The following is a 26,503-nucleotide window of genomic DNA, read 5'->3' on the forward strand; positions in this document are numbered from 1 at the left end:
CTACAGTCTGTCAGATGCCGCGGACACGAGAGCCTCTTCCACCCTTTCAATGTTCGAACGCACGGTCGCCTTGGAGCGCGGGTGCAGGATATTGACGTAACGGCGATACGCCACCGCACGCAGCAAGAGCTGCTGCATTCCGGGCACCGCTGCAAAGCGGGTGCAAATATCACCATCCACCGCCCCCGCAATCAGACCATCCACCATGACTATCGCTGCAGTCCAGCCCGCCGGACGCGGAGCGGCAGAAGGCACGACATCAATCAGCGCCGGCGGATTGGCGCCGGAAAAAATGGTGGTTCCCAGAAGATCCATGTGAGCGGTGACCAACGGGAGGTGCGCAAGCTCAGCATCAGAATAAGCTTCGCCGCTCTCCTCCCACGCGGCCCGCTCCGCCCGCGCAAATACGTCCTCGTGTCGGTCCATGGTGGGCAGCGGGGCCACATCGAGGGCGTCATCAAGGCGCAGCGCCAACTGCACGGTTTCATCGATGCGACCTCGCAGCTGGCCCTCCACGAATTGCGTGGCCTTCCACCCAGCGGCTGTGTAGCGCCCATCGGCGGTCAGAACCGGGCGGGCGATACGCGCTCCCGGCACGCTGAGTTTCTCGCGTACCTTGGCGGACCAACCAGTCCACGGCCGCGCCTCGGCAAAGACGATATCCCCGACGCGAATCCCGTTATCCCAGGCAGGCCCCACGAGCTCTCCCTGCGTGCGGCGCGGGTGGAACTCGGCGTTGAAGGCGGCAAGAACGGGCTCAGGTGGCAGTGGCATGGGGAAATAGTCCTTAAATTTCGAGCGGCTTACTCGGGCTTGGCGTGATCAGAATTAGCCGGATTCGGGTAGGGCCACGGGTTCGGCTCGCAGGTGACGTCCTCGTCCGGATACACCTCGTTTGGTTCTTTCTCAAAGAGCTTCCCGTTGTTGAGGCTCAGCGTCTGCTGCATCATGACGGGCGCGAGATTACCCTCGCCACCACAGGGCTGGTGGGCCGCGTAACCAATGGCGTGGCCGAACTCATGGTTGATCAGGTACTGGCGGTAGTTGCCCAAATCCCCCTCAAACGGTGCAGCGCCCCGCACCCAGCGAGACTCGTTGAGGTTGACCGCGGATTCACCGGTAATCGTCGTGTGACACGAGGTTTCCGATTCCAGCTGCGCACCACACAGCTTCGCCGTGGTCCCCAGTGAGGTCAGACGGATGTGCGTATCCGGGTTGTCCTCGGCCTTGACGTGGATGAATTCGAAGTCTCCGTTGGCGGTCCACCCGCGGGGGTCGGACAGGGTGGCGTCGACCAGAGCGACCACCGCAGCATCCCCACCGTAGGTGGAGGTGTCCACGCCGTTTTCGATCTCCACAGAGAAACGGATGGTCTGTTTTCCGCCCTTGCCCGCGTGCATGGTGGAAGGGCCAGCATCGCGGTAGGTTTCATCACCTTGCTCCGTGAAGGCACCGCCGGCGGGCAAGCCATCCTTGGCGGCAGCGATCGCACTGGCGTTGGCAGGATCGGGCCCCTTGGGCAGGGACGGGGTTGCGGTGGCGCTGCTTGTCGACGTCTCCCCTGCCGCCGTCACTTCTGCCTCCTGGGCTGGGGAGCGGAAAACGTCAACGAGCACCCACACGGTGATGACGACCATGACAGGGATCGCCACCACGCGCCACCAGCCATACTCGCGAGCGAAACGCTCCACCTCTGAAAGGCGCTGTGGGTGCTGTCCAAGATCCGCGGGATTCTCCATGGCCATTTAGGCTACCCGCTGAGACGGCGCGCGCGTACTTAGCCCGCGAAACCGACGGTGTGGGCGCGTGCGGTGCCGATTTCTACGTAGACGACTCGCTCGGTGCGCACAATGTAGGAGCGGCCCTTGGTGTCTTTCAATTCGAGGGTAGAGTTCTCCGCCAAGGCGTTGTTAATGGTCTGGGTCAGTTCCTCACGCTCGCCTTCGGCGTGAATCACCAGTTCGCGGGCGGTATCGGCAAAACCAAACTTGATGTCCATGTGGTGTGTCTCCCTTAGATCGTTGTCATTAATCGGTGCCGTGAGGCCTGCGCCCCCGGCGCTCTAATGGCCCCACTATAGCCACGTCCTCTACTATCAAGGTGTGCTTGCCCCGAAATCTTCCCGCGATTCCCGCGAATCCCCTACCTTTGCCGAACTCGGCGTCGCTGTAGAGATCTGCGATGCCCTCGCTGACAACGGGATTACGCACACCTTCGCCATCCAGGAGCTCACGCTCCCCATCGCTCTCAATGGCCAGGACCTCATTGGTCAAGCCCGCACCGGCATGGGAAAGACCTACGGCTTCGGTGTACCGCTTCTCGATCGCGTCTTCGATGATGCCGATATTCCGGAGCTCGACGGAACTCCCCGCGCGCTGGTCATTGCGCCAACGCGCGAGCTCGCCATCCAGGTCAGCGGGGACTTGCAGGCCGCTGCCGCGAATCTGCCGCTCAGCGTCATCACCTTGTGTGGCGGTCGCCCCTATGAGGAACAAATCAAGCAGATCACGGCAGGCGCGGACGTCGTCGTGGGCACCCCGGGCCGCCTCCTCGATCTCTGCCAGAAGAAGCACTTATCCTTCGATCAGGTCAGCGTTCTTGTATTGGATGAGGCCGACGAGATGCTGGATTTGGGCTTCCTTCCGGACATCGAGAAGATTCTCTCCCTGCTGCACGGCAACCCGCACCAGACCATGCTCTTTTCCGCCACCATGCCTGGCCCCATCGTGACGCTGGCTCGCACCTTCTTGGACCAGCCAGTACACATCCGTGCCGAATCTGCTGACGCCCAGCAGACCCATGCCTCCACACGCAAGGTCACCTTCCAAGCGCACCGCATGGACAAGATTGCGGTACTGGGAAAGATCCTGCAGGCCCACGGTCGCGGGCGCACCATCATTTTCACGCGCACGAAGCGCTCGGCGGCTGCCGTCGCAGACGAGCTAGCACAGCGCGGTTTTAGCGTGGGCGCGGTTCATGGCGACATGGATCAAAAAGCACGCGAGCGCTCGCTCGATGCCTTCCGTGACGGCACCGTGGAGATTCTCGTAGCCACGGATGTCGCCGCCCGCGGCATCGACATTGATGATGTCACCCACGTCATCAACTATCAGGTTCCGGACGATCCGATGACGTTTGTTCACCGCATCGGCCGTACTGGCCGCGCCGGCCATACGGGCACGGCGGTGACCCTCGTCGGTTATGACGAACTGGGAAAGTGGCAAGTCATCAACGACGAGCTCGACTTGGGCCAGCCGGAGCCGCCGCAGTGGTTCAGTACGTCCCCGGAGCTCGCGGAAGCACTTGATGTTCCGGAGGGGGTTGCCGATACGGTCGGCCCGCCCACCAAGGTGTTGGGTGGACCCCGGCGCACGGGCTCACCGCGTGGAGGCTCACCGCGTGGAGGCTCCCCGCGTGGTGAATCCACGCGCTCTGCTCGCGCTTCGCGCCGCACTCGTTCCCGTAAACGCAATCCCCGCCAAGGAGGACGCCGATGAGCACCGAGCACGCCCAAGAATCCCCGGTCAACGACGCCGCTGCAAAGAAGGCACCCATTTTGCGTTCCACGAAGGCGGACTGGATTGCCGTGGGCGCGATCAGCGCGGTATGCGCCATCGCCATCGGTGGTGCGGTTATCACCGCACCGATTCACAAGGCTGAGCTCACCCCGGCAGTCGACGCTGCGGCCAACGCCGAGCCAGCGCTCCTCACCGCCGTCCCGAACTCCCTCACCGAATCCTTCAGCCTCCCCAACGCCTTGGTGTCAGGCCAAGCCCGGGCTGTGTCGTCGAAGGGCCTGCTGGTGACCCATGACGGCGACACCCTGAGCGCCACGAATGCTGCCGGCGATGAGGTGTGGACCTATCAGCGCCGCGATGCCGACCTGTGTTCGCTCGGCACGGCGTGGAACAAGATTGTCGCTTCCTATGATTCGGGCAACGGCTGCGGTGATGTGGTGGCGATCGATGCTGCCTCCGGCCAGTATTCCGATACCCGCAGCGCCCGCAATTCCGACGAGGTGGTCCCCATCGTCTCGAACGACCGCGTGGGAACGGTCTCCGCCGAGCGGGTAGAGCTGTGGCGCTCCGACCTCGTGCGCACGGTGGAGTACGGCGATGTCGATGCCAAGCAGGAACCCAACATGCAGCCCCACGAGGACTGCGCCATCACATCAGCGCTGACCCGTACCGAGACGATGGCAGTGACCGAATCCTGCCCGGATTCCCCGGATGCCACGTGGTTGCGTATCCAGACCGCCACACCGGAGGATTCCCGCTCCCCGGAGATTTCCAAAGACATCAAGATCGAGGATCCGGGCGCGCGCCTCGTCGCCTACGGTCAGGAGGCGGCCGCAGTCTTCTTGCCGGGCGATACGCCTCGCATTGTGTCCTATAACTTTGAGGGTGAAGCGCTGTCGTCCACGGACGTGGAACCTTCGACGTCCATCACCAACTCCGCCTCCCCCTTTGCTCCTGCCGTAGCCGATCTGCCCCACCACATGACGTGGTTTGATGGCGAGCGCCTCTACCTCTTTACGCCAACTCAGCTCAAGGTTGACCACGTTTTAGAGCAAGCGCTGGGCACCGGCGTAGCCGTTGACGAACGCGTTCTCGTGCCCACTGAAGAAGGGATCGACGTGGTGGATTGGTCGACCGGTAAGACGGAGCGCACCATCCCCGTCGACCGTGATGGCTATTCAGGCCCGATTTCGCTGACCTTGTCTGGCACGGTCATCGTTGAACAGCGCGGGGACACGGCCGTGGCGCTCAAGGCATCCTAGAAGTGGCTTTCAGCCCATTGCGCTGCCTCGGGTCGCACCATGAGCAGGTACAGCACCAACCCGGCGCTCGCTAGGGTTAGCGCACCGAGCAGGGCCGAGCCCCCACTAAACATCTGGAAGGCGATGGCGCCCAGGATGAATTCCACGAGCACGATGGCCCCGCGCCCCCAGCGTTTGCCTTTCACGAAGGCCCAGGAGCCGACGATGACAAAGCCGAAGACGATAAAAATGAAGATGGCCGTGCCCAGGCCGACGAAGCCTGTCGCGCCTGAGTCCGAAACCATCGAGTCGTTTTCAGCACCAGATACCTCACGGACGATGAGGAAAATGCCAAAGATGATTACGGCGATGGACTGAACCACCGCGATTCCCGCAGCCGCGATGACTGAAGCCGGCGCGCCATTCCCACTGGTACGAGGTGACGTAGTCGAGGACTGTTTCTTCTTCTTGTTCACGGCCGCTTAGTCTACTTCTTACCCCTTCGGTTTAGGCCATCTCCACACCGCAGACTCCCCCGCCCCGCAGACACAGTCCTCGGCATTCAGCTAGGCCTTCCCTCACACAGGGTTTTCGGGGGCAGAGGACTGAATATGGATTTGACGCGATCCAGGTCACCACACTCACAGTTTTACCCACATCAACGCTGGTAGACGAATTATTGACAGCCTTCTTACAGCCTTCAACCCATTAGTAAATCCTAAACCGACGACATTTCTTTAGTGACTTTGGACACTTTTTACCCTTTACCCCTAGCGGACTTTGAGTAAACGTGTCATTATTCTCAGGTAGCAAAAACAACGAGCTGTTAAATCAGTTCATAACTCGGAGCAAACTTCGAGTTAACAGAAAGTGAACCACGGCGGCGTCGACGCTGGCCCCAACTCGAGACAGGGCCCCACTGACCGCAGACCAGTCCACTTCACCCCGTAGCACTCGGAACAGTTCACAGCTGTGAACTGTCCTAGGTGCGCCTACTTTCACCCACTGCTGTCAAAAATTTGTTAGGAGATTTCAATCATGGATTGGCGCCACGAAGCTGTTTGCCGCGACGAAGACCCGGAGCTCTTCTTCCCTGTCGGTAACTCCGGCCCTGCTCTCACCCAGATCGCTAAGGCCAAGCTGGTCTGCAACCGCTGCCCAGTTGCCTCTTCCTGCCTCAAGTGGGCCCTGGAATCCGGCCAGGACGCTGGTGTCTGGGGCGGTCTCTCCGAGGAGGAGCGCCGCGCCATCAAGCGCCGCAACCGCAGCCGCGCCCGCGCTCGCGTTTCCGCCTAAAGACCCCTCAGAAGGCACACCCCCGATTAACACTCCGGCATACCCTGCCGCTACAGTTAAATAAGTTCATTTACCCTTAACAGAAGGAGTACGCGATGAGCAAGCGTGGCCGTAAGCGCAAGGATCGCCGTAAGAAGTCCGCTAACCACGGCAAGCGTCCTAACGCATAACGTCAGCATTCAGGGCTCGTTTCCTTCCTCATTCCGAGGACGGGAACGAGCCCTTTGCTTATACGCCGAGGCCTATTTAACTTGGCCTTGGCCGCCCTAGCCCCAGGTGATTTCAGTCCGCGTAATCTCCACGCAAATGCGCTGGCGCAGTGACTGCGGTGCAGCCTGTCCCCCGCAACATTTGCGCACAAGCGCTCGGACTACTTCTTCACTCTCTACGCGTTGCTGACAGGCATCGCACTGCGCGAGGTGCTCGCGGATTTCCAGTGCTCGCGCATAGCTCGTTGATTCATCGAACAGCTCCCGAAAGAGCGCTTCAACCTCGGGAGAGTTACACGCACCGCAATTGCGTCCTGTTGCGCGTTCCATTACTTCTCCTCCATCTCTGGGTGGTTGCGACCAATGCCTTTTTCTCGTGCTACGTCCTTCAACGCCGCGCGGAGTAGTTTTCTTCCGCGGTGGAGGCGGCTCATGACCGTCCCCAACGGGGTGCCCATCACTTCTGCGATTTCCTTATAAGCCAAACCCACCACATCCGAGTAGTACACCACCATGCGGTAGTCCTCCGGCAGGTCATTCATGGCCTCGGAAATCTCCGAATCCGGCATCTGCTTGAGTGCTTCGACCTCCGCTGATTCCAGGCCCGTGGAATCATGCCCGGACGTGGTATACAGCTGAAAGTCACTAAGCTCATCCGCGGAGGATTCCACCGGGCGGCGCTTGGCCTTCCGGTAGGAGTTGATGTAGGTATTCGTCATGATGCGGTACAGCCACGCCTTCAAGTTCGTGCCCTGTTTGAAGGAATCGAAGTTGCTAAAGGCCTTGAGGTAGGTCTCTTGGATCAAATCCTCCGCGTCTTGCGGGTTCCGCGTCAGACGCATCGCTCCGCCGTAGAGCTGGTCCAGCAAGGGCAAGGCTTGCTCCTCAAACAACCGCTGTTTCTGAAGCGTCTCGCTCGTCGTTTCTGTGGCCATACCGACCATCCTAGCGCTCCGGACTAGGGTGGTTTATATGTCTAAGAAGACCCCGCGTGCCGCTACCCCCGCTCTCAAACTCCTCGAAGAGGCAGGTATTGACCACCGCGTCTCCACCTTCGACGGCGGTCGCGAAAACTTCGGCGAGGCAGCCGCTGCGGCCCTCGATGTTGCGCCTGAACGCATCTTCAAATCCCTCGTCATTGATCTGAGCGCCGGCAAAGGCCCCAAACGCCAACTTGCCGTCTGCGTCCTTCCGGTCACCCACCAGCTCAGCCTCAAGAAGGCCGCCGCCGCTTTCGGTGCGTCCAAGGCCACAATGGCCGCGCCTGCCGACGCCTCCAAGTCCTCCGGCTACATCCCCGGCGGCATCTCCCCGTTAGGGCACAAGCATGTCCTGCCCACCGTTGTTGACGAGACGGCGCTACTCTTCGACACCATCTTTTTCTCCGGCGGCAAGCGTGGCCTCGACATCGAGATGAACCCGGAGGATCTCCCCCGCGTCCTGGAGCTCTCCTTCGCCGACGTGCTCGCCGACTAGTTCTGCCGTCTAGAGCTCGCGTACTAGAACAGGGTGGCGGCCGGTGGTTCGTCGATAAGCTCTGCGTAGTCGTTGCGGACGTTACCCACCGCGGGGTCCGCCGGGTGTGCCTGGAAGCCGCGCACGGAGCTCGGCTCCAACAGAGCCTCCCCCGCCAGCCAAGGTGCGATCTCATCTGTAGTCAGAAACTTGGGTAGCCGGTGATGCAGCCACGCCATCTCCTCCGTGGCATCCGTGGTCACCATCGTGGCTGAGAGCCTCTCCATCCCCGTGGCCCACAAACCAGCCGCCCACAACAGGCCATCGGGTCCGGTCACATAGTAGGGCTGTTTCTTGGCCTTCTTATCTTCCCCGGCTTTCCACTCGTAGTAGCCATCCAGCGGGATGACGCAGCGCTGCGCCTTGAAGGCATCGCGAAAGGAAGGTTTCTGCGCCACAGTCTCCGCGCGGGCATTAAACAGGGGCGGGCCGTCGAGGTCTTTCTTCCAATGCGGAATAAGTCCCCAGCGCGCTGGCTCCACACGGGCGGTCTCCTCCGCAACCCGCACGATGGCGATGGGCTGGGTCGGAGCAATGTTATAGCGTGCCGGCGGCAGGCCTTCCGGCGCATGAACTTCCGTAATGGACTCCCACGCTCCGATTTCCTCCAGTAGGGACTCGGTGAACAGAACAAATCTTCCGCACATGCCCTTTATTATGGACTACATGTCTGCTTACTGGAGTGCTCCCCAACCCACCGGCCCGCTGTCCTGGACTCAAGAAGTCCCCGGATCGAAGTCGATGACCAACCGCGCCCTCATCCTCGCCGCGCTGGCTGACTCCCCCTCTATCATCTACAACCCACTGATCTCCCGCGATACTGACCTGATGAAAGAAGCCTTGAAGGCCATGGGCGTAGGTATCTCCGACTGGGGCCCGCACCTGCGTGTGACCCCGGGCCAGCTGCATGGGGCGACCGTCGATTGCGGCTTGGCCGGCACGATTATGCGCTTTTTGCCACCGGTAGCCGCATTGGCGGATGGCCCCGTCATCATCGATGGCGACCCGTATGCGCGCAAGCGCCCCATGTCCACCATGACGAAGGCCCTGCGTGAGCTGGGCGTTGACATCAAGGGCGATAGCCTGCCGCTGACCATCACGCCCCACGGTGTCCCAGAGGGCGCCGAGGTCACCATTGACGCTTCCGCCTCCTCCCAGTTCGTCTCTGGCCTGCTTTTGGCCGGTGCGCGCTACCGCTACGGGCTCAGCGTGCGCCACGAAGGCGGCACCGTACCTTCCCAGCCCCACATCCTGATGACCATCGGCATGCTGCGTGACGCCGGCGTGCATGTGGTCGCGGGCGAAGATAATTGGGTCGTGCGCCCTGGAAAGATTGAAGGCCGCGAGTGGTATATCGAGCCGGACCTCTCCAACGCCACTCCTTTCCTTGCCGCTGCTGCCTCCTGTGGCGGAAGCGTGAGCATCCCGAACTGGCCGGAGGAAACGGACCAGCCGGGTGATGCTTTCCGCGGCATCCTGGAACAGATGGGAGCTCAGGTTGAGTACGTCCCGCAGGCACCTCACCAGGATCCCTACTTGAAGGTCACCGGCCCAGAGGAGGGTCTAGCAGGCCTGCGCGGTATCGATCTCGACATGGGCGATATCGGTGAACTCACCCCGACCGTGGCTGCGCTGTGCGCGCTCGCCTCCACGCCTTCGACGTTGACCGGCATCGCGCACCTGCGCGGTCACGAGACGGACCGTCTGGCGGCCCTCGCTACCGAGATCAACGGCTTGGGCGGCAACGTCACCGAGCTTGACGACGGCCTCCGCATCACCCCTGCTCCACTCCACGGAGGGCAGTGGCACTCCTACGCCGACCACCGCATGGCCACCGCCGGCGCCATCATCGGCCTGGCAGTCGAAGGGGTCGAGGTCGAGGACATCGATACCACGTCCAAGACTCTGCCCGGCTTCGCCGGGATGTGGGAGGCCATGATCCGTGGCTAGGCGCGCAAGCAGCTATGACGAATCCGATGTCCGCATCCGGCCCGGCAAAGGCTCGCGCCCGCGCACGAAGGACCGCCCAAAGCACAAGGATGCCAAGTTCGGCATGGTCATCACCAAGGATCGCGGCCGTTGGGGAGTCGCTCTAGATAACGATGGCCCGGTCGTCACGGCCATGCGTGCCCGCGAGATGGGCCGCACACCCGTCGAAGTCGGTGATCGGGTCGGCGTCGTGGGCGATACCTCGGGTAAGAAAGACACCCTCGCGCGCATCGTGAAGCTCGAGGAACGCCGCTCCGTCCTCCGACGCACCGCGGATGACACGGATCCTTATGAGCGCATCGTGGTGGCGAATGCGGACCGCCTGCTCATCGTCAGCGCCGTGGCGGATCCCCCGCCGCGTTCTGGATTCGTGGAGCGTGCCCTCATCGCGGCCTTTGCCGGCAATATCCAGCCGGTCCTATGTCTAACGAAGACCGACCTCACCGACCCCACTCCGTTTGCCCAAGAGTTTGCGGACTTGGATGTCACGGTGGTGGAGGCCGGCGTCGACGATGGACTGGCGCAGGTCTGCGCCGCAATTGATGGACATGTCACGGCCCTCATCGGCCACTCCGGTGTGGGTAAATCAACCCTGGTCAACCGGCTTGTCCCAGACGCCAACCGCGAAACTGGTGAGGTTTCTGCGGTGGGCAAGGGCCGCCACACCTCGACGCAGTCGGTGGCATTGCGCCTGCCGGCGGAAGGAAGCACGCCGAATGGCGGGTGGATCATTGATACGCCCGGCATCCGCTCCTTTGGATTGGCCCACATTGATGCCGAGAACGTCATCGAGGTCTTCGATGATCTGGCCGAAGCCATCGAGGACTGCCCGCGCGGCTGCACGCATGCTGGGCCGCCCGCGGATCCGGAGTGCGGGTTGGACTTGAGCATCGAGGAAGGCACTGCTTCTGCGCGCCGTCGCGATGCAGTGCGGGGCCTTTTGGCCTCCCTGCGCACCAACGTCGATTGGGCTTAGGCCTTAAGCCCTCAAGCTTAGGCCGGAAGCATAGCCGCCAGCTGCGGCGGCAGGACGGTCTTCAGGAAGGGGCTGGCAGCGCGGAGAGCCATAAAGAACACCGTCAGGGCGCCGGATACACCGAGGATGATGGCGCCACCCTTGTCGATGTTGGAGGAGGTGTTATCACCGCTCGGTGCCTTCTTGTTGAACTCTTCCTTCTTGGCACACGCATCGAGAGCCTTGACGTACTCCGGCGCGATGTCGCGGAAAGTCTCGGCTACCTTGATGTTGTTCTTAGCGCGCTTGACGGCGTCCTCGTCACCGAGCTCGACCTCTGCCTCATAGCCAGCCAGAGCACGGTAGAGCTCGTCCGATTGGTTCTCTACGTCGCGAGCACGCTTCTCCGCGTCCTTGGGCGAAATCTTAAGGCCATCCTTCAGCAGGCTGCTGTCGACGTCGTTGTCCTTGGACTCCGCGTTCTTGAGGTCGCTGGCTTCGTCCTCGCTCAACGTGATGGTGCACTTGTCATTCTTGATGGAGGTGGTCACCGCACCCGCAGTGGGGGCAGCGATTCCGCCAGCAACAAGTGCGACGGACAAGGTGGAGGTAGCAACTACGCGGCGAAGACGAGAGGAAGTCATGCTGAGGGGACCTTTCGATCGAGCTGAGTTTTACTCCAGCAGACTATCAGCATTTAGCCCAACTTGGGCAGGTAATCACCGAACTCCTTGTACACAGCGAAGCCGATGCTGATAATTCCGAAGAGAATGGCGACGATAACCCCCATCGGTCCTTGCGAGGAGCCCTCAACGATGCGCAGCCACGGAGTCTTAGGCATCACGGCCATGTTGGGGTCCGGATTGTTGGGGTCAGGTTCGCTGGGAGCCGCTTCCTGAGCAGAGCTCCCCTGCGCGGTCTGATTTTTCTGCGCTGCCGGCGCTACTGCTTCCTCTGCCCCGGCAATTGGTGCTGAAACGAGGGTTGTGACGCTCAGGGCTGCAGCGGTGATAAGGCTAGCAAGGCGAGTTGCCTTCATGATGGTGCTCCTTTTCTCAAGCAATGGCAATAAGGGCTTAGAGTAGCACCACCATTCGCGTTAGGGCTGTTAACGCTGGTGAATTCTAGAGCAGCTCTACGAGGATGGGCAGCTCGGTGGGATCATAGAAAGCCATGAAGTTATCTAGGGCATCACCGACGGCGAGTTCGGCGTCTTCGTCGCCGAGGTCAGCATTGTCGATAGCGGCGATAGCCTTGGCGGTGGCAGCCTCGGATTCCTCGATGTCCACGTGGATAGCTTGCAGATTGTCCTTCGTGATAGTGGCCGGGTTGAGCGCCACGACTGGTTCACCCATGTCCGGCTTCGGGGTCACTACGGACTCGTCCACGTCGACGGAAATGACGACTCGGCGGTGCGGGAACTTGTCCTCATCGCCGATGGCCAAGAGCCGCAGGGAGGCCATGGAAGCCTCGAGGAAGGCAGAGTATTCGATCTCTTCTTCGTCGCCCTCCGTGTAAAACTCGCGCAGCGCCGGGGTTACTGTAAATCCCCAGCCGCTGCGGGCGGCAAGCTGGCCGGTTTCTTCCAGCTCTGTCAGCATGGCAAAAGTGGCTGGCAGGAAGACGCGCACATCCTTCGACACTTAGAACTCACCTTCAATGTCGAAGACTGCCTGGACTTCCACGCTGGTGCGGTCAAAGACCGTGTAGAGCATACCCACCATGCCATTTTCCACCGCAGCGCGGACGTTGACGATGGAATCATCTACCATGACGCAGTCATTAATCGGCAGGTCGATAGCGTCCGCTGCAGCCTGGAAGGCGGCACGATCCGGCTTCTCCGCACCGACCTCGCCGGAAAGCACGACGGCATCAACGATGCCGCGGTATTCCCACTCGCGAATGTGCTCCGCGCCTGGGCCGCCCGGATCGTTAGAAAGAATAGCGGTGGCGACTCCGTTGGATTTCGCGGCGGCGAACAGCTCCCGCCAGCGCTTGACGTCTTCTTCGGTGCCGTCAAGCACGCCTACAAAATCGACGATGAGTCCACGCATATTATCTACCCTTCGCATTGAGCTGTGTTTATCGTCCGAAAGTATAGCGAACATACCGCTCGCCTGCTCCCACAGGCCAAGGCGCAGCGCCTTCTAGCCGAGGATGCCGCCAGCGTGGCACAATGAACGTGCGTCCAGCTTCCTTTCCTCCGCTCGCCTTCTCCTGCCCGAACGCCTTTCTCCGCGCTGCTCGTCGCGGATAAGGACCGGATTCCAAATGTACACCCCCATCCCCGGCATGAGCCATCTGCAGCTCTATGTTGCTCCACAGCGTATCCGCTATGAGCGCGAGCCCACTGCTGGTGACCTCGCCACACGTGACGAGATCCACGGGCTCGTCGTCATTGTTTTAGAAGTTGCCGCCGCTTTGCGGCCGATGAGCCATCTCAACAACCCGCGCTTTGCTCCAGAAATCATCACCCATGTACGCGCGTGGCGGAAGGCCCATGCAGCGGCAGAGCTCCGCGGGGGCATGGCACTCACCAGCTTGCATGCGCGCGCAAACGGCGAGTTCTTCGGTTCAGTGCTGATAGGTTCGCACCAGCGTGCTTTCACCGGCTCCGCAGCCGGGCGGCACATACGTTCCTTCCGGTTACTCTCAGTCGGCCCCAGCCCCAGTATCGCTGGAAGCGACCGGCAAGCTACGGGAGGCTAAACAAAAAGCCAAGGGATAACCTTGGCTGGAAACTGCGGGAGATTAAAAAAGCGAACCGAGCTTGATCAAGATGGGCGTCCAATCGATGCCGGCGAACGCCGCGGACGCACTCACCAGGGCCAAGCTGATACCGCCAAACATGGTGGCTCCGACCACAGGCAGGTTCTTTGCAGCTTCCTCAGAGGTTTCCGGAGCAGACGCAGCGCCGCACTGATTGGCCACGGTGTCCTGGGAGCTGAGCACGGCGTCCTGGGAGGACTCATCGTCCTGCGAGCTCAAGACGGAAGAGAGCTGGCACTGCTCCTCGGGAGCAAGCTCGATAGCTGACGCAGCTGCGCCGCCGCCCAACAGGGTGGCAGATGCGAACACGGAGAGACCTACTCGCAGAGACAAGCGGCGCATACTAACTCAACCTTCCGAAGCAGAACAATTAATAATTTGACAGTATATACCTAACTGCTTCCAATAAAAAGGCGCCGTGGGGAGTTCTTCCCACACGGCGCCTCATCACTTTCCGCGCTTTCTAGCGCCCGCGCGTCAGCGCAGTTTCAAGCCGCGGCAGATTAAGCTTCCGCTTCCGCGTTTGCTTCACCCGCTGCGCTCGCCTCTTCTTGGGCCTTGAACTGCTTGCGCAACATGAACAGCTGGCGGACGGTTTCTTCCTTCACTGCGTCATTCATGGCGTTAAACATGTCGCCGCCCTCCTTCTGGTATTCCACCAGGGGATCGCGCTGTGCCATAGCACGCAGGCCAATACCTTCCTTGAGGTAATCCATTTCATAAAGGTGCTCGCGCCACTTCTGGTCGATGATCGGCAGAATGATCATGCGCTCGGTATTGCGCATCTGGTTCTCACCGCCGATGGCAGTCACAGCATCTTCGAGCTTGTCGTACTCGGAGTTGGCATCAGCCAGGAGGGCATCCCGCAGCTGCTCCGCAGATAGTTCGCCGGCGGCGCCGTATTCGGTGCCGTCAACGAGCTCCTCATGCGTCATGGTCGGCCCGTACAGGGACTCCAGCGCATTCCACAGCTCATCGAGATTCCAGTCCTCCACGTAACCGGTAGCAGTAGCCCCTGCCACGTAGGCGGACACGGTGTCATTGATCATCGTCCGGATGTTGTCCTTGATGTCGTTGGCCTCAAGGATATCGTGGCGGGTGGCGTACACCACCTTGCGCTGCTCGTTAAGAACCTCGTCGTACTTGAGCACGTTCTTACGCATCTCGAAGTTCTGGTTCTCCACCTGTGCCTGCGCACCCTTGATAGAGTTCGACACCATCTTGGCCTCAATCGGCACGTCATCCGGCACGTTGAGGCGGTTCATCATGTTCTCCATGGACTGGCCCACGAAGCGCACCATGAGCTCATCGCGCATGGACAGGTAGAAGCGGGTCTCTCCCGGGTCACCCTGACGTCCGGAACGGCCACGCAGCTGGTTATCAATACGGCGCGACTCGTGGCGCTCGGTGCCCAGCACGTACAGGCCGCCGGCCTCACGGACCTCATCGCCCATCTTCTTGGAGCGTTCCCTCTCCTGCTCGATCTCAGCGTCCCAGGCTTCCTGGTACTTCTCCTCGTCCTCGAAGGGATCGAGGCCGCGGTCCCGCAGCTTCTCATCCAGGATGACCTCGGGGTTGCCACCGAGCACGATATCGGTACCACGACCGGCCATGTTGGTGGCCACGGTGACGGTGCCAGGGCGGCCAGCACGGGCGACGATCTGGCCCTCTTCCTCGTGGTGCTTGGCGTTGAGCACCGAGTGCTTGACGCCGCGCTTGCTCAGCAGCTGGGAGAGGTACTCGGAGCGTTCCACGGAGGTGGTACCAACGAGCACCGGCTGACCGGCAGCCACGTGCTCCTCGATGTCATCGACCACCGCAGCGAACTTCGCTTCCTGGGTCTTGTAGATGCGGTCGGAGTGGTCGGTACGCTGGTTCGGCTTGTTGGTCGGAATCGGCACCACGTCGAGACCGTAAATGGAGTGCAGCTCGGCCGCCTCAGTTTCTGCGGTACCGGTCATGCCGGAAATCTTGTCGTAAAGGCGGAAGTAGTTCTGGAGGGTAACGGTCGCCAGCGTCTGGTTCTCGTTCTTGATCTCCACCTCTTCCTTCGCCTCAATAGCCTGGTGCATACCTTCGTTGTAACGGCGACCAGCCAGCACGCGGCCGGTGAATCCATCCACGATGAGGACCTCGCCATTGCGGACGATGTAGTCCTTATCGCGGGTGAAGAGCTCCTTCGCCTTCAAAGCGTTATTGAGGTAGGACACCAGCTGGGAGTGCTCAGGTGCGTAGAGGTTTTCAATGCCCAGCTGGTCTTCGACGAATTCCACGCCTTCCTCAAGCACACCAATGGTGCGCTTCTTGTGGTCCACCTCGTAGTGGATGCCCTCGCGCATCTTCGGGGCCAGCTTGGAAAAGACTCCGTAGAATTGAGAGGACCCATCGACCGGGCCGGAAATGATGAGCGGGGTACGCGCCTCATCGATCAGAATGGAGTCAACCTCATCCACGATGCAGTAGTTGTGGCCGCGCTGGACAGTTTCATCGAGTGAGCGGACCATGTTGTCGCGCAGGTAGTCAAAGCCCAGCTCGTTGTTCGTGCCATACGTAACGTCGCAGGCATAGGCTTCCTTGCGCTCTGCAGGGCGCATCTCGGAGAGGATGACACCGACGGACAGTCCCAGCCAGCGGTGCACACGGCCCATCATCTCGGCGTCACGCTTAGCCAGGTAGTCGTTGACGGTCACGATGTGGACGCCCTTGCCTTCGAGGGCGTTAAGGTAGGCCGGCAGCAGTGAGGTCAGGGTCTTACCCTCACCAGTGCGCATCTCGGCAACGTTGCCAAAGTGCAGGGCGGCACCGCCCATGATCTGCACCTTGTAGTGCTTCTGGTCGAGCACGCGCCAGGCGGCTTCACGCACGGTGGCGAATGCTTCGAGAAGCATGTCATTCATCTTTTCGCCATCCGCCAGACGCTTCTTAAACTCGTCTGTCTTAGCCTTAAGCTCGTCGTCCGACAGCGCCGCGAATTTATCTTCTAGGGCAATAACATCATCAGCAATTTTAGCCAGGCGCTTGACGGTGCGTCCCTCACCGGCACGGAGCAGCTTGGAAAGTCCAAACACGTCTAGATAGTCCTTCTGGTCGCGACAATAAAGTTAACTCGTCGCCATTGTACTCACTAGCTTTTCCGTATCGATTCGCCACCCAACCCAAAACACAAAATCCGATACTTAACCCGCGCCCACTCGTGCGCCCATCCTGTGTTTTCTCAGAACCACAGAGCGAGGCGCGGCAACGAACTCCTAACAACCAACTGCTAACAGTTGCGCACCTCACAACGAAGGTTTATATAAGGGCACAACAAGAGCGCCCACGTCCCCAACCCGCAGTCCCCTACTCAGCCGGACGCAGAACGAGACAGAACAGGAATGGCTATGCAGTTCTCCAAGATTGCCGTAGCTACCGCTACCTCCGCAGCTTTAGCTTTGAGCACCATAACCGCCCCCGCCGCCGTGGCTGATGATTCTGAAGCACCGCGCGGTGGTAGCGCCATGTGGACCTATGACGCGATCATGACTGGAACCATGGATGCCATCGCCACTTCCCACCGCCCAGGGTCGCATCCCACCGAAAACTTCGGACTGGATCTGATTCTGTTCGCCCCAGTGGCCTTGCTCATGCTGCCACTGCAAAAGCTAGCTGAGGCCGAAGTGCACCTGTCCAGCCAATTCGGAATATAGCTGCGTCGCGATAAACGAAAACACGTTTCCCCGCGCTGCATGTTCAGCGCGGGGAAACGTGTTGTAGCCGGGATAATTTTCCCGAAGGGCTTAATACTTAGCCCTTAGGACGCTTAGCCCTTAAGCGTCCGTCAGGGAGATAAGGCCGTAGTCGAAGGCGTGGCGGCGGTAGACCACGGACGGCTTGTTGTTCTCCTCGTTGATGAAGAGGTAGAAGTCGTGGCCGACCAGCTCCATCTCGCTGAGTGCATCATCCACGGACATCGGGGTAGCCGGGTGCTCCTTGAAGCGCACAACCTGGCCCGGGCGAACGTCCTCGACCGTCTCTGCGTACGGATCGATGTAGCGTTCTTCCTTACCCGGCTTAGCCGCTTCAGCCTCGGCGACCAGCTCAGCAGCAATCTGACCGGTACCCTTCTGAGCGCGGTGGCCGGACTTCACGTTCTCGCGGCGCACCTTTACCTTGCGCAGGGAGCGCTCCATCTTGCCCAGAGCGGTCTCGAGTGCCGCGTAGAACGAATCTTCCTTAGCCTCAGCGCGGGCGATGTGCCCCTTGCCGGTAGCGGTAATCTGCAGGCGCTCTGCCTCAGACTCGCGGCGTGGGTTCGGCTCGTGCTGCAGCTCCACGTGGAAGAAGGTCAGGGTCGGATCAAGGCGCTCGATCTTGGCTAGCTTTTCAGTGACACGTTCCTGGAAGTGCTCCGGAACCTCCACGTTACGACCGGTGATGGTGACCTGAGCGTTGGTCTGCTGGGACATGTAATGCCTCCCTTTACTCGTGGGGACTGAATGACTGCACATTCTGCGGACCTCATTCAAGCCTGTGATTCGGGGCTTAGTGTCCGCTTCCCTGTGACACCCCTCATGCTACCACTGGTCATAACCAACGGGTTCACTGGCCCCCTCTACAGACGCTGGATGTCGCTCCACCCTACGCATCTGCCAGGGCAATCGCCCCCGCCACGTCACCCCCGACGGCCCACACGCGAGCTGCGCTGGCGCGGAGTGTCGCGCCGGTCGTGATGACGTCGTCGACAAGCAGCACGCTGCGCCCCGCCAACGTACGGGCGGCCGGCAGCAACCGCACGGCACTGCGCATATTGTCTGTGCGCTCCGCGGCGTTGAGCTGCGACTGATCCGCACTGCCTTCGGCCGTCATCAAGGCATTAACCACGTCCCAACCAGGAAGCCGAGCAGACGCCGCCTGGCATAGCGCGGTCACCGGATCACCACCACGCTTGCGGGCCGACGACGCCCGTGTCGGGGCGGGCACCAACAGCGCGGTCTCCGGAATGTCGCCGCGGGCGCGCAGGTAGTCGATGCCAGCGGCAAGCACCGCGCCTAAGTGCGCGCGCACCGCCTGGTGTCCGCGTTCCTTCATCGCGATGATGACCCCGCGGCGGGTATCGGAATACGGTCCGAGCGCCCACGCCGGAAACCCTAATGGCTGCGGACGTTCCACACGGCGCGGAATCTGGCGCAGGTGGTGCTGGCAGGCAGCGCACAGCACGCCACCCGCAGAGGTCTCACCCCCGCACCCGGCGCACGGGCGCGGGAGGAACAGCTCCATGAGCGCGGCGGTGGCCTCACCTATCCCCCGATGTTTCGGCATGCACCCAACTCTAGCCTGACTCCTGAGCTGTCCTCTAACGAGCGATAATCGGAGAGGAACGCACTCCCTGCAGGCCTTCGACCTCACGCCAATAAGAACGCTCGGATCCACCCGCGGGAAGCTGCAGCAGCGCATGCGCATCGGTGACATAAAGCGTCGACGGCGAAGAGGCCACCGCGACCACGGGTGCGGTGATATTTCCGGTGGGCAGTGTGGTGGCCGAAGATCCGTCTTGCTCGATGCGCCACACCGGAGAGCTCGACGCCGAGGTACCCACGAGCAGGGAGCCGTCTGTCTGCCACTCCACCGACAAAGCAGAGCCGGCCAGCTCTGGGCCCACCTGGTGAACGTTGACGATGCGCCGCTCACCCGACGTCGCGCGGGCAACCACACCGGTATAAATGCTGCCATCGATAATCATGGCGATACGCGCTCCCGTCAGGGACAGCCGGATGACGGAGATTTCGCCTTCCACGTTCTCTAATGCGGAGGTGTCCACCTCCGCGGTGCTCAGCTCGCCGGTGGCCGGCGAGCGTGTCACGCGGACCACGTGCTTGCCGTCGACGACGGTCCACGCCACCTGTCCTCCCACCTCGAAGGTGGGGCGGGCTAAAGTTTCACCCTTGACCGAATCCTTGAGCTCGTGGCCGAGCTCGCCCATCGCCAGCTGTGACTCCTTCTCAGAGCGCTTGCGTACCGCGGCGACCATGCCCTCATCGGAGACGTCCGCGGACTGGATATCGTGAATCTGCCCGGCCATTCCCTGCACCTCGGTGCTGCCTTCACCTTTAACCTCGAGGAGTGAGCCGTCATTGACCGCGTAGAGCTTAGGCACGGACTGGGCAGCCACCTCTGGGTTGAACTCAGCAAAGTCATCGATGGTCATTTCCTCCATGCCGTCGACAAGCGGGCTGCCATCGATGGTGGCGCGCACTGATTTCGTGATCTCTGCGTTGTTGAGGGTCCAGACCAACTGGGCGGCGAACTTGAGGCGCTCCTCCTGGGTCATTCCTGCCATCCCGCTGAACTCGTAGACGCCATCGTTGATTCCCAAGAAGGTAGCGTCCTTGGGGCTTAAGGTGGACGTCGCCGGCGCGATATCGGAGGACGGCCCCTGCAGCAGCAGGGTCACTAGCTCCGAGGCGATTGACTCCTTCCCCGAATAGAGCCAACGACGGTCCGCCACCAGCAGGCGTTGGGTTGTATCGAAAAAGTACAGCGACTGCGGCCGGTAGCGGTTGCGCAGTTCGGTGCGCTCAATCACAGCACCAGTGGGCAAATCCGTGATGCGCCATTGCCCATTGAACTGGCGCAGTCGGACGGTTGCTTCGATGCGCGAATTATCGGGGACATAAGCCCCGCCATTGGCCAAACGGCCAATAATATTGCCGCGGACCGAGTATTCCAGGTCGCCGTCTTCCATATTGGACGTCACGAGATCGATGGAATCCACCACCAGAACGGTATCCGTGGGGTCCCAGGAATTAGCTATATTCGTCGAAAGGAAGGTGCGGGCGGCGGCGTAGTTACCGGTGGGAATCGCCACCGCCGAATAGAAGTCACGCACGAGGAGATCAGGCTCGCTATCTGTACGCGGTTCGACGACAGCATCGTCTGCCCGGTCATGCGGTTCGAAAGTCCCGATCACTTGCGGATCCGTGTTGTTCGGCAAGGTCGAGCACCCGACGAGGGCTATGAGCGCAACGCAGCTGAACACTGCGAGTGGGCGGCGGGCCGGCATCATCGCTGGGCCTCCTCCTCGAAATCAGGAACGGTGTTGTGATTGAAAGGCGTGTCCACGCCACGGGATTCGCGCTCTGAAGGCCACACGATTCCTGTGTCCGAATCACCTTTCAACACGGGCATGTCCGGCTCCGAGGTCAACTCGAGCGCGGATTGTTCTTCTGCCTCGACCTGCCCCGGTGCACCTGGGACCTCCAAAGCGATGGGCTCGGACTCTACCTTCTGGTCTGGTGTGCGGGGCAGGATAAGGCGGAAGCGCGAGCCCACGCCAAAGTAGCCAATAGCGTCCAACGTACCGCCGTGCAGCACCGCATCCTCGCGGGCGATGGCAAGGCCCAGACCGGTTCCGCCAGAATGGCGTTTACGGGAAGAGTCCGCACGCCAGAATCGGTTGAACACCAACTCCTCCTGGCCCTCCTTGAGGCCAACACCGGAGTCGGTGACTGCGATACCGACGGCGTCCTCCGTCGCCCCGATATCCACGGTGACGGGGTTTCCCTCAGAATGGTCGATGGCATTCGCGAGCAGGTTGCGCAGGATGCGCTCGACACGCCGTGAATCGCATTCGACGGCCACGGGTTCCTCCGGAATATGAACGATGACGTCCACGTCGAGCTCGGCGGCGAGGTGTTCTACCTGACTCAACGCGGAGTCTACGCAGGAGCGAATATCGATGGAGGCCGTGGACAGATCCGCCACGCCCGCATCGTGGCGAGAGATCTCCAGCAGATCCGCGAGCAAGTCCTCGAAGCGATCCAGTTCCTTGATAAGCAGCTCCGCCGAGCGCTTGGTATAAGGGTTGAACTCATCCGCGTCCGCCGCGATGACATCCGCCGCCATGCGCACCGTGGTCAGTGGCGTGCGCAACTCGTGGGACACGTCGGAGGTGAACTGCCGTTGGAGATCGCCATACTCCTCCAGCTGGGCGATTTGCTTGGAGAGCTTATCCGCCATGTCGTTGAAGGAGGAGGCAAGGCGGCCCATCTCATCATCCGAGTTGACCACCATGCGCTCACGCAGGTGACCGGCGGCAAAGCGCTGCGCGATACGCGAGGCAGAGCGAATCGGCACGATCACCTGCTGGGTAGCCAGCCACGCGATGCCCACGAGGAGAACCACGACGACCACTCCAGCAGCGGAGAGCAAACCACGCATGAGCGCCATCGTGGATTCCTCAGATTCCATGGACAACACGAGGTAGACCTGGGTATTCGGGATGTCGCTTTCAATGGGCGTGCCCACCATCAGTGCGTTGTAGGTAGCCCCCGATTGCTGATCCACCGTGGCGTACTGCTGCACGACTTGGCCCTGACCGACGAGCTCGCGCATGCCATCGGGGATGCGGTAGCCCTCCGGCGAGGTGGTGGCCGTGCCGTCGGAGTTCTCCACGAGGATAACCGGTTCGTACACGGCCTGAGCATCGGGTTGCTGTGCCGACATCTGCCCCAGTGCAGCGCGTGCGGAGTTGATGCGTACCTGCGTTGAGTTAGCCGTTCCTGTCGCGTCAATCTGTTGCTCCACGGCTACGCGGGCGCGGTCGAGCTCTTGCAGCGCGGTGTCCTCCTTCTGGCTCACCAGCTGCTGCGTAAGCACCGACACCAGAGCGTAGGCCAGAATGATCATGACCACCGTGGAAGCCACCAGCATCATGCCCAGCACGCGTGTCTGCAGTGACGTACGCCAGCGCTCGACGATGCCATCCCGGGCTCGCGCTAACCAACCAAAAATAGCGGCAGTCCTTTACTCGGCGGTTTTTCCAGTCTTGTACCCCACACCGCGCACGGTGAGGACGATGTGTGGATCCTCCGGATCGTGCTCAATCTTGGCGCGCAAGCGCTGAACGTGCACGTTGACGAGGCGAGTATCCGAGGCATGGCGGTAACCCCAAACGGATTCGAGCAACGCCTCACGGGTGTGGACCTGCCCGGGCTTGCGGGCCATTTCCAAAAGAAGGTCGAACTCCAGCGGGGTCAACGAGATTTCCTCGCCGCCCTTGCGGGTGACGGTGTGCTCGGGAACGTCGATCAGCAGGTCCCCTACCTCGATGATCTCTCCGGAGCCCCCGTCGATCCGGCGCAGGCGCGCACGGATGCGGGCGATGAGTTCCTTGGGCTTGAAGGGCTTGGTGATGTAGTCATCCGCCCCGGATTCGAGGCCGAGGACCACATCGACGGTGTCCGTCTTCGCGGTGAGCATGACGATGGGCACAGAGGACTCGGTGCGGATGGCACGGCAAATATCGACGCCGTTCATGCCTGGCAGCATGAGATCCAACAGGATCAGATCTGGGTCGTGCTCGCGGAAGGCCGGGATGGCCTCGTTACCATCGTTGACGGCAATAGGTTCCAGCCCCTCTGCCTCGAGCACGATGGTGAGCATTTCGGCGATTGCCGGGTCATCATCCACGACCAAGATTTTCGGTGCCACGTTATTGTTCTCCTACAAGCTCCTTGACAGCTTGGATAATCATATCGGCATCCGCGGTGGCGATCCACTGCCCAGCCCACTGCTGCTGCGCTAGACGACGGTAAGCAGCGGCCGTGCGGGCCTGCAGCCACGCATCCCGCTCATAGCGATCGCGATGGCGCCCCTCATCCTCCGCCGCGCGGGCCACGGCGCGCTGGCCGGCGACTTCGACGTCAGTGTCCAAGAAGATCTGCAACTGTGGAACAGGAAGGCCAAAACGCTCGAATTCGAGCTCGTAGACCCAGTCAACGATGAGCTCCCCGCCCACCCTTGCGGCGGAGTAGGCCGCGTTCGAAGCCACGTAGCGATCCAGGATGAGCAAGGAGTCTGTGGATTCGGCGGCAGCGAGCAGCTGTTCCTTAGCACCCCACCGATCTAGGGCAAAGAGCGTGGCCATCCCGTAGGCCGAATCGGTGAGATCTCCCATGCGCCCGTAGAGCGCTTCCTGCGCGAGCTGCGCGTGCACGGAGTCTTCGTAGCGCGGGAAGCTTAAGACCGAGACCTCGCAGTCGAGCTCTTCCCGCAGACGCTGGGTGATGGTGTTCTTTCCCGCACCATCGATTCCTTCAATACTGATCAGCATGCTGGCGTACTAGGACAGCGCCTCGATGAAGGGCTCGAGGTCGTAGTCCTCCTCGACGCCTTCGAGCAGCTCAAGGGCGTGCTCATTGAGGTTCTCGCTTCCGGAACCGGCCAGATCACGAATGAACGGGTAGTCCTCAACCACCTCCCCGGCGCTGAACGGGGCGCCCGCCCAAATCGCGGCGATCGTGGCCGCCGCCAGCGCGTTGCGCTGTTCGTCCTCGGTCTGATCCTCACCGGAGACCGCCAGGGCGCAGGCATCATCGACCGCGGCAACGATCTCTTCGTCCTCAAGGTCTGCCAGTTCATCCAAGAAGTCGACGTTGACTTCGTCGGCGAAGATGTCCTCATCCCATGAGCTCATTGTTTCTCCTTCATCCTTTACGCGAATAGGGGGTTTATGTTGGGGTCTATTTTCTTGTGTCCACGGTGGGTCAGTGTGGCGTCGTGGGGCGCGCCCACCGCCAGCCGCTATCTAATCCAATTTCTACCATTCTTTAGGCGCCCTTATGCAAGGCTTCGGCCAATGAGCCCGTTTTATTACAGCTGCGCCACGGTTCCCTGTAATACCGACCTGCCTGCATTGTGGAAAGAGGTATGAACAGGGGTTATTGCCCAGGCCATTTACTATCCCTATATTCGTGCTATCGTTGTTACCGACTTGTGACCTTTGTGCAGTTAGGAGAGCGCCCCGCATGACGAGCAGTTCACGCCGCATCCTCGCCTTCGTGGCGGCCGGCCTCCTGTGTGCCGTCGCCGTGGGCGTCGCGGTGTGGCGCATGAGCGCACCCGAATCCGTCGTGGCTAAGCCCTCGGCCGCCACCGCGGTGTCCAGCACAGCCACCACGTCCTCATCAGCGACGCACTCCTACACCACCACGGCTTCTCCGACGACCACCCAGTCGAAGGACTCGCACACGCCGGTTGCTGCGCCAGCAGAGGATCCGTACTTAGCGCCGAACGCCGTTGTCAACAACACGGAGCCCGCTGGCCCCACGGCCGTCTACCGCCCGGATAACGTCTCCTCGCTGCAGAACCAGCAACCGCAGGCGACACAGAACGTGCAGAACCCGCCGGCACCGGTTGCTACCACCCCAGCGACTGCTCCCTCGACTGACTCGTCGACGGCCTCCGAATCCGTGGCACCTGGCTCTACCCCGCAGCACACCGAGCCAACGCCGCCGCCGGCCACCCTGGAGCCGCAGACTGCCGCACCGCAGGATTCGGCCCCACAGGAATCCCGCGGGGAACGCGAGCACAACCCCCAGTTGACCGAGCAGCAACCCACCGAGGCCCCTATATCCCCGCAGGGCGAGGACTCCCCTAAGGCTTCTGATTCCTTCATCCCGCGGCCGGCCGGGCTCGCCCAAGAAGCCCCGAAGCCTGAGGCCGAGCCTGACTCCGTTACGGAACACCGTGAGCCGACCGAAGCCGAGCAAAAGCAGTGGGACGAGTCTGCCCAGCACGGCAATGAGGCGATAGAGTCGCTGGTGCGCGAATCCGAGGCGCACCGGACCAATGAGGCCCCCACCCCGGCAGCCCCAACGGATGACGTCCCCGCCGCGGAGGAACCGTCCGCAGAAACCCCCACCGCCGTTAAGCCGGGCGAGAAACCCATGGAACCCGCCGCCGAACCGGCAGCGGTGCACCTCTAAAGGTGCACCTTAAGCTCTAGACGCGAGCGACAAATACCTCCGCGCCTTCGGCCTCCGCGGCACGGATCGTGGCGGCTGGGTCGCTGGCTGGAATCCATGCTGCGTGGCCAGCGCTGAAGTCCACGCTCTCCCCCTCGTCGTTGCTCACCGTGGCCGCGCCAGCGGTGCACAGCAGGATCATCGGGCCATCGCTGTCTACCTCGGCGGAGTCCGCACCGGAAAGCTCCACGCGGTCCAGCAAGAATTCCCCAATCGGCACTGGGTAGGCCCACGCCGTGGCCCCTGTAATGCTGCCTGTTGCTTCCTCTCCAGCTGCATCTGCGTGCGCTACTTGCTCCACTCGCGGATCCTCTGCCGCCTGATACGTCAGGACCTTGACCAGTTCAGGGACGTCAACGAACTTCGGGGTCAGGCCGCCGCGCAGCACGTTGTCCGAGTTGGCCATGATCTCCACGCCCAGACCAGACACATAGGCGTGCAGCTGTCCGGCGTCGAGGTAGATAGCCTCACCCGGCTGCAGGACGATGTGGTTCAGCAGCAGCGCGCCCAGCACGCCGATATCCCCCGGGTACTGCTCGTTGATCTTCGACACGGTCCCCATCACGGTAGACATCCACGGCTCACCGGCTTGGCTTTCGCGCAGGCGCTCGCCCGCGGCTACCACTGCGCTGATAAGCTCCTTGCGCTTAGCGCTGGGGATAGTGATCCACGTGGTAAACAGCGCGCGGAGGCTGTCGCCTTCAGCAGCGGGGTCCGGATCGAGCATGCCCTCGTAGTGCGCGAGCTCTTCGCAGTCCAAAGCCGCGAAGAGGCTGCGGGTCTGCGAGAGGGGGCGGAAGCCCGCCATGGCGTAAAACTCTGTGAGTGCCACGATGAGCTCCGGCTTGTGGTTGTCATCCTTGTAGTTGCGATTGGCCGCTGTGAGTTCGATGCCCTCCGCGTTCTCGCGAGCAAAGCCTTCCTCGGCCTGTTGCTTGGACGGGTGCGCCTGCAGCGACAACGGCTCGGCCGCCGCCAGGATCTTCAACAGGAAGGGCAAGCTGGCGCCGTATGTATCCGCTACCCGCTTCCCCAGTTGTCCTTGTGGATCCGCGGCGATGATCTCATCCAGCTTCTCGCCATCCACCGTCGAGGGATCAGCCGGGTGCGCGCCGAACCACAGCTCAGCAACCGGGCTAGTAGCTTCCGGCTCGCCGAGCAGCGTCGGAATCAGCGTGCGTGAGCCCCACGAGTAATTGCGGGCTGCACTGGTGAGCAACTTCATTGA

General features: G+C 61.4%; 31 protein-coding genes. 10 read left to right on the top strand and 21 right to left on the bottom strand.

The features are described 5' to 3' along the window. From HMPREF2993_RS03695 to HMPREF2993_RS03705, 3 genes are read right to left on the bottom strand one after another with little or no spacing between them, the layout of a single operon-like run. Positions 1-774 (bottom strand): hypothetical protein, encoded by a 774-nt coding sequence (locus tag HMPREF2993_RS03695; RefSeq protein WP_070701051.1) that lies wholly within the window; start codon positions 772-774, stop codon positions 1-3. 29 nt (positions 775-803) lie between these two features. Next, complete coding sequence (locus tag HMPREF2993_RS03700) at positions 804-1,745, bottom strand: DUF3152 domain-containing protein (RefSeq protein ID WP_070701054.1); 942 nt, start codon at positions 1,743-1,745, stop codon at positions 804-806. A 32-nt stretch (positions 1,746-1,777) separates the two neighbouring features. Continuing rightward, positions 1,778-1,999 (bottom strand): DUF3107 domain-containing protein, encoded by a 222-nt coding sequence (locus HMPREF2993_RS03705; protein ID WP_046647465.1) that lies wholly within the window; start codon positions 1,997-1,999, stop codon positions 1,778-1,780. A gap of 103 nt (positions 2,000-2,102) precedes the next feature. Between HMPREF2993_RS03705 and HMPREF2993_RS03710 the strand changes: the two genes are divergently transcribed. Both HMPREF2993_RS03710 and HMPREF2993_RS03715 read left to right on the top strand, forming a co-directional pair. Next, positions 2,103-3,497, top strand: coding sequence for a DEAD/DEAH box helicase (locus HMPREF2993_RS03710; RefSeq protein WP_070701056.1), 1,395 nt, complete (start codon positions 2,103-2,105; stop codon positions 3,495-3,497). Next, positions 3,494-4,780 carry an Rv3212 family protein gene (locus HMPREF2993_RS03715; protein ID WP_070701058.1) on the top strand — a complete coding sequence of 429 codons (1,287 nt, stop codon included), beginning with the start codon at positions 3,494-3,496 and terminating at the stop codon, positions 4,778-4,780. Before HMPREF2993_RS03710 ends, HMPREF2993_RS03715 begins: the two co-directional genes overlap by 4 nt. Here the strand turns inward: HMPREF2993_RS03715 and HMPREF2993_RS03720 are convergent. Beyond that, positions 4,777-5,235 carry a hypothetical protein gene (locus HMPREF2993_RS03720; protein ID WP_046647461.1) on the bottom strand — a complete coding sequence of 153 codons (459 nt, stop codon included), beginning with the start codon at positions 5,233-5,235 and terminating at the stop codon, positions 4,777-4,779. The two genes, HMPREF2993_RS03715 and HMPREF2993_RS03720, sit on opposite strands and share 4 nt — an antisense overlap. A 562-nt stretch (positions 5,236-5,797) precedes the next feature. On the opposite strand from HMPREF2993_RS03720, the gene HMPREF2993_RS03725 reads away from it, so the two are divergent. After that, entirely contained in the window at positions 5,798-6,055 is a 258-nt protein-coding gene (locus tag HMPREF2993_RS03725; protein ID WP_042529827.1) for a WhiB family transcriptional regulator, read from the top strand. A 95-nt stretch (positions 6,056-6,150) separates the two neighbouring features. Continuing rightward, positions 6,151-6,225, top strand: a complete 75-nt coding sequence (locus tag HMPREF2993_RS14020; RefSeq protein ID WP_012714902.1) for a 50S ribosomal protein bL37 — start codon at positions 6,151-6,153, stop codon at positions 6,223-6,225. 96 nt (positions 6,226-6,321) lie between these two features. On the opposite strand, the gene rsrA is transcribed toward HMPREF2993_RS14020, so the two are convergent. Both rsrA and HMPREF2993_RS03730 read right to left on the bottom strand, forming a co-directional pair. After that, positions 6,322-6,594, bottom strand: a complete 273-nt coding sequence (gene rsrA, locus HMPREF2993_RS13025; protein WP_080975102.1) for a mycothiol system anti-sigma-R factor — start codon at positions 6,592-6,594, stop codon at positions 6,322-6,324. After that, positions 6,594-7,199 (bottom strand): sigma-70 family RNA polymerase sigma factor, encoded by a 606-nt coding sequence (locus tag HMPREF2993_RS03730; protein ID WP_049156090.1) that lies wholly within the window; start codon positions 7,197-7,199, stop codon positions 6,594-6,596. The genes rsrA and HMPREF2993_RS03730 overlap by 1 nt, the downstream gene beginning before the upstream one ends. Positions 7,200-7,236: 37 nt before the next feature. Here HMPREF2993_RS03730 and ybaK point away from each other — a divergent pair, with 37 nt between their 5' ends. Then, positions 7,237-7,740 (top strand): Cys-tRNA(Pro) deacylase, encoded by a 504-nt coding sequence (ybaK, locus tag HMPREF2993_RS03735; RefSeq protein WP_070701060.1) that lies wholly within the window; start codon positions 7,237-7,239, stop codon positions 7,738-7,740. A 23-nt stretch (positions 7,741-7,763) separates the two neighbouring features. On the opposite strand, the gene HMPREF2993_RS03740 is transcribed toward ybaK, so the two are convergent. Continuing rightward, the gene (locus tag HMPREF2993_RS03740) at positions 7,764-8,426 is read right to left on the bottom strand and encodes an SOS response-associated peptidase (protein ID WP_070517846.1); all 663 of its coding nucleotides are present in this window, start codon (positions 8,424-8,426) and stop codon (positions 7,764-7,766) included. On the opposite strand from HMPREF2993_RS03740, the gene aroA reads away from it, so the two are divergent. Beyond that, positions 8,425-9,729, top strand: a complete 1,305-nt coding sequence (gene aroA, locus HMPREF2993_RS03745; protein WP_070701063.1) for a 3-phosphoshikimate 1-carboxyvinyltransferase — start codon at positions 8,425-8,427, stop codon at positions 9,727-9,729. The genes HMPREF2993_RS03740 and aroA overlap by 2 nt on opposite strands. Beyond that, a complete protein-coding gene (gene rsgA, locus HMPREF2993_RS03750) occupies positions 9,722-10,744 on the top strand; it encodes a ribosome small subunit-dependent GTPase A (RefSeq protein WP_070701065.1) in 1,023 nt (340 codons plus the stop codon). Before aroA ends, rsgA begins: the two co-directional genes overlap by 8 nt. A gap of 17 nt (positions 10,745-10,761) precedes the next feature. Here the strand turns inward: rsgA and HMPREF2993_RS03755 are convergent, their stop codons facing one another. The 4 genes from HMPREF2993_RS03755 to HMPREF2993_RS03770 all read right to left on the bottom strand — a co-directional run bounded on the left by HMPREF2993_RS03755 (position 10,762) and on the right by HMPREF2993_RS03770 (position 12,777). After that, the gene (locus tag HMPREF2993_RS03755) at positions 10,762-11,367 is read right to left on the bottom strand and encodes a hypothetical protein (protein ID WP_070512186.1); all 606 of its coding nucleotides are present in this window, start codon (positions 11,365-11,367) and stop codon (positions 10,762-10,764) included. A gap of 53 nt (positions 11,368-11,420) precedes the next feature. Then, positions 11,421-11,762, bottom strand: a complete 342-nt coding sequence (locus tag HMPREF2993_RS03760; protein ID WP_070517843.1) for a hypothetical protein — start codon at positions 11,760-11,762, stop codon at positions 11,421-11,423. Positions 11,763-11,847: 85 nt separating this feature from the next. Beyond that, complete coding sequence (locus HMPREF2993_RS03765; RefSeq protein ID WP_175974375.1) at positions 11,848-12,354, bottom strand: DUF6912 family protein; 507 nt, start codon at positions 12,352-12,354, stop codon at positions 11,848-11,850. A 12-nt stretch (positions 12,355-12,366) separates the two neighbouring features. Then, the gene (locus HMPREF2993_RS03770; protein WP_010189184.1) at positions 12,367-12,777 is read right to left on the bottom strand and encodes an HAD-IA family hydrolase; all 411 of its coding nucleotides are present in this window, start codon (positions 12,775-12,777) and stop codon (positions 12,367-12,369) included. Between the two features lie 217 nt (positions 12,778-12,994). Here HMPREF2993_RS03770 and HMPREF2993_RS03775 point away from each other — a divergent pair, with 217 nt between their 5' ends. Beyond that, complete coding sequence (locus HMPREF2993_RS03775; RefSeq protein ID WP_046647452.1) at positions 12,995-13,432, top strand: hypothetical protein; 438 nt, start codon at positions 12,995-12,997, stop codon at positions 13,430-13,432. Positions 13,433-13,474: 42 nt separating this feature from the next. Here HMPREF2993_RS03775 and HMPREF2993_RS03780 read toward each other — a convergent pair whose 3' ends face one another. Together HMPREF2993_RS03780 and secA are read right to left on the bottom strand one after the other, a co-directional pair. After that, positions 13,475-13,834: a hypothetical protein gene (locus tag HMPREF2993_RS03780; protein ID WP_070701067.1), complete on the bottom strand. Its 360-nt coding sequence runs from the start codon at positions 13,832-13,834 to the stop codon at positions 13,475-13,477. Between the two features lie 161 nt (positions 13,835-13,995). Continuing rightward, the gene (gene secA / locus HMPREF2993_RS03785; RefSeq protein ID WP_070545199.1) at positions 13,996-16,560 is read right to left on the bottom strand and encodes a preprotein translocase subunit SecA; all 2,565 of its coding nucleotides are present in this window, start codon (positions 16,558-16,560) and stop codon (positions 13,996-13,998) included. Between the two features lie 312 nt (positions 16,561-16,872). On the opposite strand from secA, the gene HMPREF2993_RS03790 reads away from it, so the two are divergent. Next, positions 16,873-17,178, top strand: a complete 306-nt coding sequence (locus HMPREF2993_RS03790; protein WP_070545201.1) for a hypothetical protein — start codon at positions 16,873-16,875, stop codon at positions 17,176-17,178. A gap of 120 nt (positions 17,179-17,298) precedes the next feature. Here the strand turns inward: HMPREF2993_RS03790 and hpf are convergent, their stop codons facing one another. The 7 genes from hpf to HMPREF2993_RS03825 form a co-directional block, all read right to left on the bottom strand. After that, positions 17,299-17,937, bottom strand: coding sequence for a ribosome hibernation-promoting factor, HPF/YfiA family (gene hpf, locus HMPREF2993_RS03795; protein WP_046647448.1), 639 nt, complete (start codon positions 17,935-17,937; stop codon positions 17,299-17,301). A 172-nt stretch (positions 17,938-18,109) separates the two neighbouring features. Further along, the gene (locus tag HMPREF2993_RS13820; protein ID WP_070701069.1) at positions 18,110-18,790 is read right to left on the bottom strand and encodes a ComF family protein; all 681 of its coding nucleotides are present in this window, start codon (positions 18,788-18,790) and stop codon (positions 18,110-18,112) included. Between the two features lie 34 nt (positions 18,791-18,824). Beyond that, positions 18,825-20,534 carry an MtrAB system accessory lipoprotein LpqB gene (gene lpqB, locus HMPREF2993_RS03805; RefSeq protein ID WP_070517840.1) on the bottom strand — a complete coding sequence of 570 codons (1,710 nt, stop codon included), beginning with the start codon at positions 20,532-20,534 and terminating at the stop codon, positions 18,825-18,827. Then, positions 20,531-22,204 (bottom strand): MtrAB system histidine kinase MtrB, encoded by a 1,674-nt coding sequence (mtrB, locus tag HMPREF2993_RS03810; RefSeq protein WP_305764448.1) that lies wholly within the window; start codon positions 22,202-22,204, stop codon positions 20,531-20,533. The genes lpqB and mtrB overlap by 4 nt, the downstream gene beginning before the upstream one ends. A 69-nt stretch (positions 22,205-22,273) precedes the next feature. Then, the gene (gene mtrA / locus HMPREF2993_RS03815; protein WP_046647444.1) at positions 22,274-22,960 is read right to left on the bottom strand and encodes an MtrAB system response regulator MtrA; all 687 of its coding nucleotides are present in this window, start codon (positions 22,958-22,960) and stop codon (positions 22,274-22,276) included. Position 22,961: 1 nt separating this feature from the next. Beyond that, on the bottom strand, positions 22,962-23,582 hold the full coding sequence (locus tag HMPREF2993_RS03820; RefSeq protein ID WP_070701070.1) for a dTMP kinase: 621 nt from the start codon (positions 23,580-23,582) through the stop codon (positions 22,962-22,964). A gap of 9 nt (positions 23,583-23,591) precedes the next feature. Beyond that, a complete protein-coding gene (locus HMPREF2993_RS03825) occupies positions 23,592-23,945 on the bottom strand; it encodes a DUF4259 domain-containing protein (RefSeq protein ID WP_046647442.1) in 354 nt (117 codons plus the stop codon). A gap of 331 nt (positions 23,946-24,276) precedes the next feature. Here HMPREF2993_RS03825 and HMPREF2993_RS03830 point away from each other — a divergent pair, with 331 nt between their 5' ends. Then, on the top strand, positions 24,277-25,236 hold the full coding sequence (locus HMPREF2993_RS03830; protein WP_070701072.1) for a DNA-directed RNA polymerase II: 960 nt from the start codon (positions 24,277-24,279) through the stop codon (positions 25,234-25,236). 16 nt (positions 25,237-25,252) lie between these two features. On the opposite strand, the gene manA is transcribed toward HMPREF2993_RS03830, so the two are convergent. Next, positions 25,253-26,500 (bottom strand): mannose-6-phosphate isomerase, class I, encoded by a 1,248-nt coding sequence (manA, locus tag HMPREF2993_RS03835; RefSeq protein WP_070701074.1) that lies wholly within the window; start codon positions 26,498-26,500, stop codon positions 25,253-25,255. Between the last annotated feature and the right edge of the window lie 3 nt (positions 26,501-26,503).

It is taken from the genome of Corynebacterium sp. HMSC068G04, from assembly GCF_001814885.1.
Taxonomy (GTDB): domain Bacteria; phylum Actinomycetota; class Actinomycetes; order Mycobacteriales; family Mycobacteriaceae; genus Corynebacterium; species Corynebacterium hiratae.

Bases quoted from the DNA above. Each gene is read 5' to 3' on its own strand.
- HMPREF2993_RS13820 (WP_070701069.1), bottom strand. From the start codon at position 18,790: ATGCCGAAACATCGGGGGATAGGTGAGGCCACCGCCGCGCTCATGGAG.
- HMPREF2993_RS03715 (WP_070701058.1), top strand. From the start codon at position 3,494: ATGAGCACCGAGCACGCCCAAGAATCCCCGGTCAACGACGCCGCTGCA.
- HMPREF2993_RS03780 (WP_070701067.1), bottom strand. From the start codon at position 13,834: ATGCGCCGCTTGTCTCTGCGAGTAGGTCTCTCCGTGTTCGCATCTGCC.
- HMPREF2993_RS03725 (WP_042529827.1), top strand. From the start codon at position 5,798: ATGGATTGGCGCCACGAAGCTGTTTGCCGCGACGAAGACCCGGAGCTC.
- ybaK (WP_070701060.1), top strand. From the start codon at position 7,237: ATGTCTAAGAAGACCCCGCGTGCCGCTACCCCCGCTCTCAAACTCCTC.
- hpf (WP_046647448.1), bottom strand. From the start codon at position 17,937: ATGTCCCAGCAGACCAACGCTCAGGTCACCATCACCGGTCGTAACGTG.
- HMPREF2993_RS03695 (WP_070701051.1), bottom strand. From the start codon at position 774: ATGCCACTGCCACCTGAGCCCGTTCTTGCCGCCTTCAACGCCGAGTTC.
- HMPREF2993_RS03755 (WP_070512186.1), bottom strand. From the start codon at position 11,367: ATGACTTCCTCTCGTCTTCGCCGCGTAGTTGCTACCTCCACCTTGTCC.
- HMPREF2993_RS03825 (WP_046647442.1), bottom strand. From the start codon at position 23,945: ATGAGCTCATGGGATGAGGACATCTTCGCCGACGAAGTCAACGTCGAC.
- HMPREF2993_RS03830 (WP_070701072.1), top strand. From the start codon at position 24,277: ATGACGAGCAGTTCACGCCGCATCCTCGCCTTCGTGGCGGCCGGCCTC.
- aroA (WP_070701063.1), top strand. From the start codon at position 8,425: ATGCCCTTTATTATGGACTACATGTCTGCTTACTGGAGTGCTCCCCAA.
- manA (WP_070701074.1), bottom strand. From the start codon at position 26,500: ATGAAGTTGCTCACCAGTGCAGCCCGCAATTACTCGTGGGGCTCACGC.
- HMPREF2993_RS03775 (WP_046647452.1), top strand. From the start codon at position 12,995: ATGTACACCCCCATCCCCGGCATGAGCCATCTGCAGCTCTATGTTGCT.
- HMPREF2993_RS03700 (WP_070701054.1), bottom strand. From the start codon at position 1,745: ATGGCCATGGAGAATCCCGCGGATCTTGGACAGCACCCACAGCGCCTT.
- HMPREF2993_RS03790 (WP_070545201.1), top strand. From the start codon at position 16,873: ATGCAGTTCTCCAAGATTGCCGTAGCTACCGCTACCTCCGCAGCTTTA.
- HMPREF2993_RS03770 (WP_010189184.1), bottom strand. From the start codon at position 12,777: ATGCGTGGACTCATCGTCGATTTTGTAGGCGTGCTTGACGGCACCGAA.
- HMPREF2993_RS03760 (WP_070517843.1), bottom strand. From the start codon at position 11,762: ATGAAGGCAACTCGCCTTGCTAGCCTTATCACCGCTGCAGCCCTGAGC.
- HMPREF2993_RS03740 (WP_070517846.1), bottom strand. From the start codon at position 8,426: ATGTGCGGAAGATTTGTTCTGTTCACCGAGTCCCTACTGGAGGAAATC.
- HMPREF2993_RS03820 (WP_070701070.1), bottom strand. From the start codon at position 23,582: ATGCTGATCAGTATTGAAGGAATCGATGGTGCGGGAAAGAACACCATC.
- HMPREF2993_RS03705 (WP_046647465.1), bottom strand. From the start codon at position 1,999: ATGGACATCAAGTTTGGTTTTGCCGATACCGCCCGCGAACTGGTGATT.
- rsrA (WP_080975102.1), bottom strand. From the start codon at position 6,594: ATGGAACGCGCAACAGGACGCAATTGCGGTGCGTGTAACTCTCCCGAG.
- lpqB (WP_070517840.1), bottom strand. From the start codon at position 20,534: ATGATGCCGGCCCGCCGCCCACTCGCAGTGTTCAGCTGCGTTGCGCTC.
- HMPREF2993_RS03730 (WP_049156090.1), bottom strand. From the start codon at position 7,199: ATGGCCACAGAAACGACGAGCGAGACGCTTCAGAAACAGCGGTTGTTT.